The sequence below is a fragment of the Brevundimonas sp. DC300-4 genome (assembly GCF_049897365.1).
GTDB lineage: Bacteria > Pseudomonadota > Alphaproteobacteria > Caulobacterales > Caulobacteraceae > Brevundimonas.
In genome coordinates this window covers 1-11,793 of the sequence record NZ_JAFCWC010000015.1, presented here as the reverse complement: position 1 = coordinate 11,793, position 11,793 = coordinate 1, and the positions used below count along the sequence as shown (strand labels likewise).

Below are 11,793 nucleotides of genomic sequence, written 5' to 3'. Positions count from 1 at the left end.
GACCAAGGCCAGAGGCAATCTAATAATGATCGTCGCCCTGATCGTCGGATCGATCATCATCGTGAAGATCGAGGACGGGTTGGATCGCGATCGGGAACACCTGCTGCGTCGGTCAGCCGCGACCTTGGCGGGTACGGAAACCTGCGAAAGAGAAGCGCAGGCCCCAGCGCGCCGCCTGGACTCGAGTGACGCAGATCGCCGCCACGCCTGCCTGATCCCCCTTCCCGACAGCGACGCGGCCCAAGGGAGTTCTCCCGATCAGGCAGCGCCCTGATCGCCGCGCACCAGAGTGAGCCGGTTAACGCCGTCAACAGAACTGTAGCTCCAGTTTTGGACACACATCTTGATGATCGCAAAGCCACGTCCGCTTTCGTCCATCATAGAGGCCGGGTCCGAGAAGGCCTGTGATGCTTCCAGGACCGCCGAGGGGATGACGCGTCCCGTGTCCGTAAGGACGATTTCCACGCCGGTTTGGAGCCCACTAATGCTGATTTTAACCACTTCGTCGGCCCGCGACTCATAGCCGTGGATGATGATGTTGTTCAGGGCCTCGGCTGCTGCCAGGGTCAAATCGATGGTCGCGTCGTCTGAAAGATTCACTGCTGTCGCGACTGAACGCACTTCGTCCAGCACGTGCGAAACGAGCGTGAGATCCGCCGCTATTTGGCGATCAACGCGCAGCAGTCTCTCCCGTAGACAGGGCCGCCAAGGCTTCCTCCCGACTTGCGTAAAGGGGAAGGACGCTATCGAGACGGGTGATCTGGAACAAGCGCCTTACAGCCTGTTGAGCACCCACAATGGCGAGTGCCCCGTCGCTCGGCATCATCTTCATCAGGGAAACAAGCACGCCCAGACCCGTACTGTCGACGAAGGTAACCTGCGACAGATCAATCAATGCTCGCCTCGGTTGATTGGAGAAAGCGGCGGAGGCCATCGCCTTGAAGCCCGGCGCGGCAGCGGCATCCAGGCGTGGGCCCGGTACGGAAACCTCAATCACGCCAGCGGCCTCAGAACGGTCGTTCACTTCACGGGCTCCGCGGTGCGTTGAATAATCAGCATGGAAATGTCGTCCTCCGGGGGGCGGCCAGCGCGCATCCGCTCGATACCGGATGCGAGAGCATCCACAAAGTCCGGAAGTGTTCCACCCCGGTGGGCTTCGCACCACTGGACCAAACCGTCTTCGCCGAGAGGCTCGCCGGTCGGCGCAGAGGACTCGGTCACTCCGTCAGAATAGACAAGCAGACGATCGCCGATTGAAAGATCGACTTCCTCCACCGCAAGGGTGATGGCAGGAAGAAGTCCCAAGGGCGGTCCGCCCTCCGAGATCCATTCCACACCACCTGCGGCTCTTAGCAAAAGCGGTAAGGGATGTCCGGCGCGAACAATCCAGGCCCTGGCACCGTCGGCCTCCACCAGCATGAGCAGCGCCGTTGCATAGCTGTCGTTCACCTGATCCAGGATTTCCCTGTTGAGCGTCAGGGCTGTCTCGATGAGGGCCTCAGGCGTTGCTGGACACAGTTGGGACAATCGGTTGTGAAGCATGAACGAGCCCAAGGCCGCCGGCACTCCATGACCGGAGACATCCACCTGAAAGAACAGGACGCGGCCGTTAGACAGTGGCTTCGCGCCTACAGTGTCGCCGCCTATGTGAAGAGACTGCTGCATGGACCAGGCAAACTGGACAGGTCCCTGAAGCACCACAGGGGGCAATAGTCGACGCTGCAGTTCAGCCGCCGCTTCCAGATCGCGCCGGACCAGCCGATAAGCATCCCGGATGGCCGACTGGGCCTCCTTCAAGCGTCGATTTCGCCTAGCGAGCCGTCGGTGAAGGGCTACGGCGCGACGAGACGAGGCAACCGCCAGTTCAAGCTGTAACTCGTCTACGGGCTTGCGAAGAAATCCATCTGCGCCGGCCTCAAGAGCCTGGCGTGTCAGGGTGTCAGCGTTGCGCGCCGTTATGAGGATGACATGAAGAGGTAAATCGGCGTAACCCGTCCGAACCTTGCGGATCAGATCGAGACCGTCCACCTCCGGCATCTGCCAGTCGGTGATCAGAACGTCAAAATGACGGTCAGCAATCGCCAGCAAGGCCTGAGCGCCATCCTCAACCCCATGGGTCTGGCATCCAAACCTCTCGAGCTCCAACATCAAATAGGCGCGCTGGAGTTCGTCGTCTTCTGCTATCAAAACGCTTAGCGGCGTGCGCGATTTTACAGACCCAGAATATTTAACTGTTGCCATCGTTTACTCATCTGGTCGTCTACCTCACTCTATCGCACACAAATACGAACCCTTGTCGGGTCGAGACGAAGGCTTACCTCAGAATGTCAACTATCTGGCCTGTGAAGCCCGCCCTGATCGTGGCCCTGTCCAGCCTCGCCTTGCCCTCTTTCGCCCAAGAGGCCCCGCGGAGCGTCGCTTATGCGGGATTCTCCTCGGGAGAGGGCAGTTCGGCCTATGCTGGCGCGATTACGGCGTTGCCCGGCTCAAACCTCGGGGCAGGGCTCGCGTTTCGCTCCACCATCAGCGGCGGTAACTATCGGTATCAGACCGCAGGAACGGATATCGAAGCGGACTACTACGGCCTTGAAGTCGGGTTGGTGCAGCAGTGGTCCGGACCATGGGGGCGGGCGAACGTCTCGATCGGACCCCGCTTCACTCAGACAGACCTGTCGCCTCAGGACCCAGGCAATGACCGCCAAGGTTCGCGCGGGGACGTGGCCGTAGGGAGCGACGGTGCCCGAAACATCGGCGATTTTCAGCTGGGTTGGTTCGGCAGCCTGGGTCTGTTCGACGAGAGTTATCAGGTTCAGGGGCGGATCGGTCGCCTGATCGTGCCGCAATCGGGCATCTCCGCTGGACTCGAGGTCGGCCTTCAAGGTGATCCAAGCTATAAAAACAAGAGCCTTGGAGTCTTCGTGAGCCGCGAATTCAAAACGGGATGGGCCGCGCAAGCCTCCGTCGGCAACAGCGAACGCGATGACGGAGACCGCGCTGCCTATCTCTCGGTCGGCGTCAGCCGCGTCTTCTAAATGATCATGCGAGTATTGGGCGGCTAGACTCTGGCGAGCCGTTCTGGCGCGGCCGCGATGACGGACGCGATGGCGTTTCGCAAGGGCTTAGCCACAAAGTTGTTGTCGTAGGGCGTGGGACGAGCCGCATTTGATTGTTCGTATCCCGGTTCGTAGCGGAGCCAGTTGTAGCGGTCAGCCAGGCCCCAACACACAATGTCCGTAGTGCCTGGGTAGTCCAGCATGAGCGTCAAGTAACGGCGGACCGTTTCGGCAGCCATCGAGTCGCGATAGGCACGATGACGCGGTAGTTCCCGGTCGTTGACGTCGATCTCTGTAATCACCAGCTGCAGGCCCAAGCCTGTGACAGCGTCCAGGAACCGGCGCCAGTCGCGTTCCATAGCCACTGTCTGGCCGTCCCTATCGTCCGGCATTGCTACGAGGTGACCCTGGATGCCCAGGGCGTCGATCGGAACGCCTCGGGCCAAGAACCCTTCCAGAAGGCGAAGCACGCCGCTGCAATGCGCCTTCTGTCCGGCTCCCCATCCCATATAGTCATTGTACACCAGCTGCGCGGAAGGGGCAGACACCCGCGCCGCATGGAAAGCCGCGTCCAGAAGCGCTTCTGTGCCCATGTGGTCCGAGAACACAGTCCTGCGCAGGCCACCGGTTTCGGGGATCACCGCCTCGTTCACCACGTCCCAGGAATCCACGACGTCGGTGTAGCGGCCAACGACGGTTGCGATATGCTCATCAAGCAGTCGAGCGGTCGTCAGCGCCGGTCTTGATCCATAGTCGTAAGCCGCGGCCCACCGAGGAAAGCGACGCTGGTCCTGCCAAAGCAGCGTGTGGCCTCGCATGGGCATGCCGGACTGCGACGCAAAGGCCGATATCCGATCCGCCGGAACAAAATCAAACGCCGTCGGGGACGGTCTGAGAACCTGCCACTTCAGATCGTTCTCATGGACAAGAACGCCACATTCCCGCTGGATAAGAGAGCAATAGGTGGGGTCGCCGAGCGCTCCTCGGAGCGGCGCGCTTCCCCCAGCCAAGGCCGTACCGAACCGGAGACCCTTCGAACGCGCCAACGCCGCCAATGTCGCTGTGCCGGTGTCGATGAGAGGGGGCGTGGAGGCACAAGCGGCCAGAAGGGTCGCTCCAGTGACTGAGAGGAGGTGGCGCCGGTTGGGCATAGTCGGATCAGTGCCAGTTCGGCTGAAGGTGCGGCCAGACCACAACGCTCGTGATCTAGCATCGTCCGAACTAGTCAGGCGATGGATTTCGCGATGGTGATACCGCCTTCTGCCGTCGGTAACGATAACCGAAACGTCGTGCCTTCGCCGACAACGCTTTCAACCGTGATTTCGCCGCCCATCTGTTCTGCGAGCCGCCGCGAAATGGCCAAGCCGAGACCTGTGCCCCCGAATTTACGGGCGATGGAAGTATCGGCCTGAACAAATCGTTCGAACACCTCGTCGAGTCGGTCTGGGGCTATACCAATACCTGTATCAGACACCACGACGATCAGGCGGTCAGCCTCGCGATCAATCGACACTGTGACGCCGCCACGCTCGGTAAACTTGACGGCGTTGCTGACGAGATTCAGCACCACCTGACGCAACCGGGCAGAATCCACCAAGGCGAGCGGAAGGTTCGGTCGCGCACTGTATACAAGTGTGAGCCCGGCGCTGGTCGCTCTGTCGATCATCATGTCCGCGACGCTGGCCGCGACCGCCTCGGCGTCCGTGGGTTCGGGCATCAAGTCGAGGTGCCCGGATTCCAGTCTCGCAAGGTCAAGCACGTCGTTAACGATGGTCAGAAGCGCGTTCGACGCTGCACCGATCCGCGTGGCAAAACGACGATCCTTCTCGCCGAGATCGGGAGATGCCCCGAGAATTCCCGAAAACCCGATTATGCTGGTTAAAGGGCTGCGCAGCTCGTGGCTCATATTCGACAGGAACTCTGTCTTGGCTGCCGTCGCTGCCTCGGCGGCATCTCGCGCAGCGGCCAGTTCACGCTCGAAGGCTTTCCGCTGGGAAATGTCGCGAACCACATCCTGAAAGCCGACGAGTTCTCCTGAGGCCTCGTTAAAGATCGCGCGAGGATGTCCCTCCAGCCACACGACCGCGCCGTCCTTGCGATAGGCGCGGTATTCGAACCGAATGGGCTCCGCACCCTTGCCGGCGGCGACATAGTCGCGCAACGCCTTGCGAATGCGGGGCACATCCTCCGCATGCATGAAGTCAGCCGTGTTGCGCCCAATCAGTTCGCACGGATCATACCCTAGAACCACCTCGATGGCCGGCGAAACGAAGGTGAAACGCGAGTCGGAACCATAACAGCCGATGACGTCTGTAGCGTTCTCAGCGAGCAGGCGGTAGCGGGCCTCGCTCGCTGCAAGTGCATCCTCTACTGCCTTTCGTTCAGTGATATCGCGCAGCTGTGTGACGAGCGCGGTAGACTGGCCTGCAGAGTCACGCAGGATCGTCGGATTGCCCTCGACCCAGATCTGGCCGCCCGTCGCCGTCAGCATCCGATAGATGCTGTCGTGCGGGCTGGGGCGGTCGTCGTCAACGAAAAGCCGAGCACGCCGCGCAACGAGAGACGCCACATCGTCCGGGTGGATCAAAGCGAGAGACGACGTGCCGACCAAACGGTCGGGATCGTAACCATATCGCCGGATCGACGAGGAGGCGTATAGGATCGTGTTGTCTGTGCTGACCTTTAGAACGACATCGAACGACGAGTCGGCAAGCTCGTGAAACAGTTTTTCCTGCTCCTCGATGGCGCTCCGCGCCCGCTCGGACTCTTGCCTCGCGAGGTCAAGCAGTTCCCGGGTCAGCCTCATCTCCATTTCACTGACCACGATTTCGGCGAGGATCTGCAATCGGCGCTTTTCAGAGGGCGTGAGCGGCGGTCGCGGATTGCGGTCAATCACACACAGGGACCCCATCCGCAGGCCACTGGCCAGACGCAGGGGGGCTCCGGCGTAAAAGCGGATCAAAGGATCGTCCAGAACGAGCGGGTTGTCGCTGAAGCGTGCGTCCAGCTCCGCATCAGGAACGACCATGACGTCGTCCGACAGGATGGTGTGGGCGCAGAACGCTTGTTCCCGAGGGGTCTCGGTGACGTTGAGGCCGATCGCAGATTTGAACCACTGGCGATCCTCGTCAATCAGGGACACAAGCGCAATTGGTGCCCCGAATAGGTCTGCCGCCAGTTCGGTCACGCGGTCAAAAACAGCCTCCGGCCCCGTGTCGAGAATCTGATAGTGTCTCAGTGCGGCAAGGCGCCCAGACTCGGAATTGATCATGACTGCGGTTCCGGGAAGTTGGCTGCGGAATCCGTCACCCACGCCAGGATCGTCACAACCTCTGCCATCAATCGCGAGCGTGCCATGCCTTTGACGATTTTGTACGTGGACGACGATGACGACATTCGGGAAGTCGCCGAGTTGTCGCTCCAAATGGATTCGGCCATCGACGTCCGAACGGCAGCGTCGGGTGCAGAAGCTCTGGACGTCATCGAGCACTGGGTTCCGGACGTTGTTATGCTCGACGTAATGATGCCCCAGATGGACGGCCCAACTCTTCTGTCGAGGATTCGCGAGAAAACATCACCGCGCCAGCCTGTTGCAATCTTCATCACCGCCCGGATCATGGAGAAGGATTTGGCCGCCCTACAGGCTTTGGACATCGCCGGGATCATCACCAAGCCGTTCAACCCTTTGACCCTGGCTGACCAGGTGCGGAAATTGACCGCCGGATACTGACGGTTCCGGCTCGGCAATAGCGAGGCTCCGTTCGCGACGGCGGCGGTCATACTTTGCCCAATGCGGTTTGCATCGCGCCGATCAGCCCCAGAACATCGTTGAGGGACGGCGTTCGCCCGTCGCTGATGGCGTTGTCGATTTCCGCCGCCGCGTTTCCAATCGACGGAAAACCGAACGTGCCGGCGGCCCCTGAAAGCTTGTGGGTTAGACTTTGAAGCTCCGGCGTGGAGACGTCCCCCGAATCGACGATCGCCTGTAGCGAGGCCTTGTCGGCCTCGCAGCGCGCGGCGAACCGCGCTTTGAGCGCGATCATGGCCGCTTCGTTCACTGGCCGCCTCCGGCGAGAATATCGCGAAGATCGCGCGCCAGGGACATCGGGTCGAAGGGCTTAACGATCACGCCCAAGGCCCCGAGCGCCTTGTATTCCTCGACTTCGCTGGTCCTGGCGCGCGCGGTCATGAAAATCACATGGGTGTGCGCATGGTCCGGCCTTTGCCGGATGAGACTTAAGGTCCCCGGACCGTCGAGGCCGGGCATCATCACGTCCAGCAGAATGACATCCGGATCGTGGCCTGCATCCAGCACAGCCAACCCTTCCGCGCCCGACCCGGCTGAGTGCAGACTGATCAAGGGATCGATCTCAAGCGAAAAGGCCGCCACCTCACGAATATCGTCCTCGTCATCGATATGGAGCACTTTCAAGGGTGTCATCACGACGCCTTGTCCGATTTGCGGCTGAGATGTCGCACCGTGTCAGCCAGTTGACTTAACGACATTCGGGATTTGATCAGAACCGCCTCGACCGCCGCCCCGATTGTGGCATCCATTTCCTGGGCCGAGTAGATGACTACCGGGATCGAGCGTCCATTCTCGTCGGCGAGATCAGAGAGGATCTCCATCCCGTTACCATCGGGAAGCCCCAGATCAAGAATAACGAGATCGGGTCTTTGCACCGACAAGAAACGTCTCGCCGCCTCCAGGGTTTCAGCCGGATGGAGATCGACGTCCTGCCCCAGGGCGCAGCGGGTGATCTCGAGAATGTCGGGGTCGTCCTCGATGTGGAGCACCACAGATCGGCCGCCGTTGAGTGTGATTCGTCTTACCGCACGATTGACCCGCTGCTGGTCAAACGGCTTCTCCATCCAGTCTACAACTTCCAGGGCATGCAAAGACGCCGTTCCCGGGCCAAGATCAGCCGAAAGCACCACGACAGGGAGCGACCGTGTATCCGGCCTCTCCTTCAAGGCGCGGATCAAACGCACACCGCTGGTTTCGGGCGAACCGAGGCCCACCAGAACTGCAGCGTAGTATCGCTCTCCCGCCAGAGAAAGGGCCGCCCTGGTCGAATGCGTGGTGTCGACGTCGAAACCTTCCACCGTCAGCATCGTGGCGAGCGCCTTGGCAGACGGCCGATCCGGCTCGCAGATCAGAAGGCGGCCTCGCGTCTCCGGTGATAAGCCGCCCGCACGCTCCGCTCGAGGAAGATCCAGATGGAAGGTGGTCCCTTCCCCCTCCACCGACTCGAACCAAAGTCGACCGGCATGCCGCTCAGAGATTTCTTTGGCGATGGCGAGACCGAGCCCGGTCCCACCTCTGGCCCGCGTATCGGAGCTGTCCGCCTGGGCGAACTTGCCAAAAATGCGTGCGCGAAACGCCTCAGAAATCCCCGGACCGTCATCGATCACGCTCAATCGAACGGTCTTCGGCCCGGTCTGCAAGCGAAGCCGGACCTCGCCGCCCCGGGTCGAGAATTTCACCGCGTTCGACACGAGATTCGTGACGACCTGCGTCAGCCTGTCCGGATCGCCCTGCACAGGCGCTGCTCCCTCAGCCGCCAAAGTCACCCGAACACCAAGACTTTCCGCAAAGGCTCCGGACTCCTTGATCGACCGGCCGACCACCGTCTCCATGTCCAGAGACGTCAGCTCCAGTTCGAACTGGCCGGACTGGAGCTTCTCCACGTCAAGGATGTCGTTGATCAGCCGGATCAGGCGCTGACTGTTGGAGTGGGCGATCTCAATCAGTCGCCCCGCCTTCGCGGGCATCTCGCCCAAAGCACCGCCTGCCAGAAGGCCCAGCGAGCCGGCGATGGAGGTCAAAGGCGTACGCAGTTCGTGGCTGACCGTGGACACGAACTCGTCCTTCATCCGCTCGACCCGGCGACGCTCCGTGATATCGCGTATGACGGCCACCATATGCCGTCCGCTCGCCAGATCCATGGGCCCCAGGGCGACATCTACGGGAAACACGGCCCCCGTGCTCTTTCGACCCACCAACTCGCGAACCAAGCCATCGGCAAACTCGCCGTGACTGGCCCCGAGCCGCGACAGGAATGAACCGTCGCCGGCACCGGTGACATCGATCAGCAGTGAAATATCTCGTCGGTCCAGATCATTGGCCGAATATCCAAACATGCGCTCGGCCGCTGCATTCGCCGTCTCGATGCTTCCGCTCGGATTCAGGGTAATGATCGCATCCAACGCGCTGTCGAGAATTGCGCGCTGTCGTGCTTCTGCCGCTTGGACGTCCGCGAGTAGGCCATCCCGCGTTCTCAGGTAGCGCGCGCCCAGTAAGATCCCCCCGCACGTAACCACGACCAAGACCGCGAACAGCGCGGCAACCAAGCGCTCACTCTGCTGTGTCCGGGCCTTCAAGACCTTCGACAGGCCGTCCAGAGCCGCCCCCTCTCGCCGCGTCATCCGATCGATGACGACACGGATCTCATCCATAGCCGCCCTGCCCGCTCCCGCAGACACAACAGCGATGGCCGCGTCCTGGCCCTCGTCGCGCCGGGTTATGATGGCTTGACGCAGGGTTTCGCGTTTTCGCGCAACGAGTTCGAGCAAAGACGCATAGTTGGCGGAATGACTGGGGTGATCGGAGAAGAGTTCGCCGAGTTGCTCTAGTTGGGCGTCGAGGTCTGCGTTCGCACGGGCATAGGGCCGAAGGAATGGTTCCTCGCCCGTGATAACATAGCCTCTCTGGCCGGTTTCGGCGTCCTGTAGCAGCGAGAAGACACTCTGGATCTGCGACCGCGTTTCATACGATCGCTGGACCTGGTCCCTTGCCTCCTCGGCCCGGGAAAACTCACGATACAGCTCCCGTCCGGCCAGAACGACTATCACAGCCATAACAAGGAGAACCGCGGCCGCCATCAGCCGAAATCGCAGCTCGGCAGAAAGTTGAGACCTGATCGTCATCGCCCCCGCCGACTCTAAGAAATACCATGAAGAAAGTTTTCGCCCCCGACGCGGTAGAACTGGAGATCATCACCCAATGATGGATTCCGATGCAGGTACCAACCTAGCGCCGAAGAGGTGCTGACAGGTTAACCGCGATCACGGGCATCCGGATGATGCAGGGCCTGTCCGGTAACAAGGCGCTGTCAGGCTAACTTCCCCAAGGCGCAAAGCGCCCTACCCTGGGCTCGATCAGGCAACGGCGGCCGCCCAAGCGGCGTCGGCTTGGGCGCGGAAACGCCGAAGTGTGGGTCTGCTGATCAAATGGCGCTGGATGCTGAAGGTGTTGTAAATCGCCGCGTGGGTGGTGAGGAACCTCTGGGCTGAGGCTTGGGATTTGAACCGCTGCTGCTGTCGCTCCCGTCGTCGGACCGGCAGATGGGAGTTCTCTGCCCGATTGTTCTCCCGAAGCCGGCCGGGTCGGTGCAGGTGGCGCAGATCCAGCTTATCCAGAGCCGCGCCGTATGAGGCCAGGCCGTCTGTCGTGATCGTCTGCGGCTCCACTGGCTGGTTGTGAAGGAGCCGCCGGAGCAGCTTCAAAGCCGCCTCTTTATCCCGCCGACGCTGGACCAAGACGTCGAGGACTGTTGAGCGGCGCGCAAGGCGGGACCCCACCGGGTATGAAATAACATATTGAATGAGCTTAACATCTTGGGGCGAGACGGGGTCCCGACAGACGCCAGTCAGCATGCACGCCAACGCGTTTTTATATAGCGAATTCAACCGCCTAGGCCGCTTTTCGACGGGGTCCGATTTCGACGCCGATCCACATTGTCAGTGTAAAGCCACAATCGGTGCCCCCAGTTGAATGATATGCCCAACAGGCGAGTTGTTTGGGTCTGTTGAACGGCCAACCTCCGCTGAATTTCTTCGCTTTTATGTCTGCTCGGTGCCCCTGAATTGTGCCTAAGTAGAAGCTTCGGATCTTACCCTGACAACACCCCTGGTGCTGTCACGTTAAGCGCGCCAAGTCGAAAGCCACCCTACCCTGTCGAATTCAGGCAACCGCGTCCGCCCAAGCGGAAGCCGCTTCGGCGCGAAAGCGGCGAAGGGTTGGTCTGCTGATCAAGTGACGCTGGGTGTTGAAGGCGTTGTAAATCGCCGCGTGGGTGGTGAGGAATCTCTGGGCTGAGGCTTGGGATTTGAACCGCTGCTGCTGGCGTTCTCGTCGTCGGATCGGCAGGTGGGAGTTCTCAGCGCGGTTGTTTTCGCGAAGCCGGCCCGGCCGGTGAAGATGCCTCAGATTTAGCTGATCCAGGGCTGCCCCGTACGACGCCAAGCCGTCGGTCGTGATCATCTCCGGCTCGACCGGCTGGTTGTGCAGCAGGCGTCGGAGAAGCCTCAACGCCGCCTCCGTATCCCGCCGTCGCTGGACCACGAGGTCCAGGACCTCGCCTTCGTCGTCGACGGCGCGCCACAGATACATCCGCCTTCCGGCGATCCAGCAGACCATCTCGTCCAGATGCCATCGTGGCGAAGGCGCCGGTCGGCGGCGCTTCAATCGCCTGGCGATGAAAGGCCCGAACTTGATCGTCCAGCACCGGATCGTCTCATAGCTGACGTCGATCCCGCGCTGCGCCAGGAGTTCCTCGACGTCTCGAAAACTCAGGCTGAAGCGGAAATAAAGCCACACCGCATGGCGGATAACGTCCGCCGGAAACCGGTGGCGCTTAAACGAAATCGGCTTCACGAAATGTGTTCTCCGCCAGCGGCTTACGCCACAAATACCGGAGACCTTTTATCGTTCGCCTGATGGGGTGGATGGCCCCTG

At 61.0% G+C, this 11,793-nt stretch carries 12 protein-coding genes and 1 pseudogene; 3 read left to right on the top strand and 10 right to left on the bottom strand.

The annotated features are described in order from the left end of the window. Window positions 1-25 precede the first annotated feature (25 nt). Window positions 26-274 carry a hypothetical protein gene (locus tag ACP7AZ_RS16250; RefSeq protein ID WP_426039660.1) on the top strand — a complete coding sequence of 83 codons (249 nt, stop codon included), beginning with the start codon at window positions 26-28 and terminating at the stop codon, window positions 272-274. Here ACP7AZ_RS16250 and ACP7AZ_RS16245 read toward each other — a convergent pair. The 3 genes from ACP7AZ_RS16245 to ACP7AZ_RS16235 are packed head-to-tail and all read right to left on the bottom strand — an operon-like array spanning window position 259 to window position 2,241. Next, window positions 259-663, bottom strand: a complete 405-nt coding sequence (locus ACP7AZ_RS16245; RefSeq protein ID WP_426039683.1) for an ATP-binding protein — start codon at window positions 661-663, stop codon at window positions 259-261. The genes ACP7AZ_RS16250 and ACP7AZ_RS16245 overlap by 16 nt on opposite strands. A 7-nt stretch (window positions 664-670) precedes the next feature. Continuing rightward, entirely contained in the window at window positions 671-1,024 is a 354-nt protein-coding gene (locus tag ACP7AZ_RS16240) for an STAS domain-containing protein (RefSeq protein WP_426039659.1), read from the bottom strand. Continuing rightward, window positions 1,021-2,241 (bottom strand): PP2C family protein-serine/threonine phosphatase, encoded by a 1,221-nt coding sequence (locus ACP7AZ_RS16235; RefSeq protein ID WP_426039658.1) that lies wholly within the window; start codon window positions 2,239-2,241, stop codon window positions 1,021-1,023. Before ACP7AZ_RS16235 ends, ACP7AZ_RS16240 begins: the two co-directional genes overlap by 4 nt. A 101-nt stretch (window positions 2,242-2,342) precedes the next feature. Between ACP7AZ_RS16235 and bcsS the strand changes: the two genes are divergently transcribed. Then, window positions 2,343-3,032 (top strand): cellulose biosynthesis protein BcsS, encoded by a 690-nt coding sequence (bcsS, locus tag ACP7AZ_RS16230; protein WP_426039657.1) that lies wholly within the window; start codon window positions 2,343-2,345, stop codon window positions 3,030-3,032. 23 nt (window positions 3,033-3,055) lie between these two features. Here the strand turns inward: bcsS and ACP7AZ_RS16225 are convergent, their stop codons facing one another. Further along, on the bottom strand, window positions 3,056-4,204 hold the full coding sequence (locus tag ACP7AZ_RS16225) for an endo-1,4-beta-xylanase (RefSeq protein WP_426039656.1): 1,149 nt from the start codon (window positions 4,202-4,204) through the stop codon (window positions 3,056-3,058). 74 nt (window positions 4,205-4,278) lie between these two features. After that, the gene (locus ACP7AZ_RS16220) at window positions 4,279-6,324 is read right to left on the bottom strand and encodes a PAS domain S-box protein (RefSeq protein ID WP_426039655.1); all 2,046 of its coding nucleotides are present in this window, start codon (window positions 6,322-6,324) and stop codon (window positions 4,279-4,281) included. A gap of 18 nt (window positions 6,325-6,342) precedes the next feature. On the opposite strand from ACP7AZ_RS16220, the gene ACP7AZ_RS16215 reads away from it, so the two are divergent. Next, window positions 6,343-6,783: a response regulator gene (locus ACP7AZ_RS16215; protein ID WP_426039654.1), complete on the top strand. Its 441-nt coding sequence runs from the start codon at window positions 6,343-6,345 to the stop codon at window positions 6,781-6,783. Between the two features lie 46 nt (window positions 6,784-6,829). On the opposite strand, the gene ACP7AZ_RS16210 is transcribed toward ACP7AZ_RS16215, so the two are convergent. The 5 genes and pseudogenes from ACP7AZ_RS16210 to ACP7AZ_RS16190 all read right to left on the bottom strand — a co-directional run bounded on the left by ACP7AZ_RS16210 (window position 6,830) and on the right by ACP7AZ_RS16190 (window position 11,712). Next, the gene (locus ACP7AZ_RS16210; protein ID WP_426039653.1) at window positions 6,830-7,111 is read right to left on the bottom strand and encodes an Hpt domain-containing protein; all 282 of its coding nucleotides are present in this window, start codon (window positions 7,109-7,111) and stop codon (window positions 6,830-6,832) included. After that, window positions 7,108-7,494 (bottom strand): response regulator, encoded by a 387-nt coding sequence (locus ACP7AZ_RS16205; protein WP_426039682.1) that lies wholly within the window; start codon window positions 7,492-7,494, stop codon window positions 7,108-7,110. The genes ACP7AZ_RS16210 and ACP7AZ_RS16205 overlap by 4 nt, the downstream gene beginning before the upstream one ends. Continuing rightward, on the bottom strand, window positions 7,494-9,983 hold the full coding sequence (locus tag ACP7AZ_RS16200) for a CHASE3 domain-containing protein (RefSeq protein ID WP_426039652.1): 2,490 nt from the start codon (window positions 9,981-9,983) through the stop codon (window positions 7,494-7,496). Before ACP7AZ_RS16200 ends, ACP7AZ_RS16205 begins: the two co-directional genes overlap by 1 nt. 231 nt (window positions 9,984-10,214) lie before the next feature. Continuing rightward, a pseudogene (locus ACP7AZ_RS16195) lies at window positions 10,215-10,607 on the bottom strand (DDE-type integrase/transposase/recombinase); the annotation flags it as partial. Window positions 10,608-11,019: 412 nt separating this feature from the next. Next, the gene (locus ACP7AZ_RS16190) at window positions 11,020-11,712 is read right to left on the bottom strand and encodes an IS6 family transposase (protein ID WP_426039651.1); all 693 of its coding nucleotides are present in this window, start codon (window positions 11,710-11,712) and stop codon (window positions 11,020-11,022) included. Window positions 11,713-11,793 lie beyond the last annotated feature (81 nt).

What these genes read in the sequence shown, in the direction of transcription:
- ACP7AZ_RS16250 (WP_426039660.1), top strand. Translation starts at nt 26, where the DNA reads ATGATCGTCGCCCTGATCGTCGGATCGATCATCATCGTGAAGATCGAG.
- ACP7AZ_RS16220 (WP_426039655.1), bottom strand. Translation starts at nt 6,324, where the DNA reads ATGATCAATTCCGAGTCTGGGCGCCTTGCCGCACTGAGACACTATCAG.
- ACP7AZ_RS16205 (WP_426039682.1), bottom strand. Translation starts at nt 7,494, where the DNA reads ATGACACCCTTGAAAGTGCTCCATATCGATGACGAGGACGATATTCGT.
- ACP7AZ_RS16200 (WP_426039652.1), bottom strand. Translation starts at nt 9,983, where the DNA reads ATGACGATCAGGTCTCAACTTTCTGCCGAGCTGCGATTTCGGCTGATG.
- ACP7AZ_RS16235 (WP_426039658.1), bottom strand. Translation starts at nt 2,241, where the DNA reads ATGGCAACAGTTAAATATTCTGGGTCTGTAAAATCGCGCACGCCGCTA.
- ACP7AZ_RS16225 (WP_426039656.1), bottom strand. Translation starts at nt 4,204, where the DNA reads ATGCCCAACCGGCGCCACCTCCTCTCAGTCACTGGAGCGACCCTTCTG.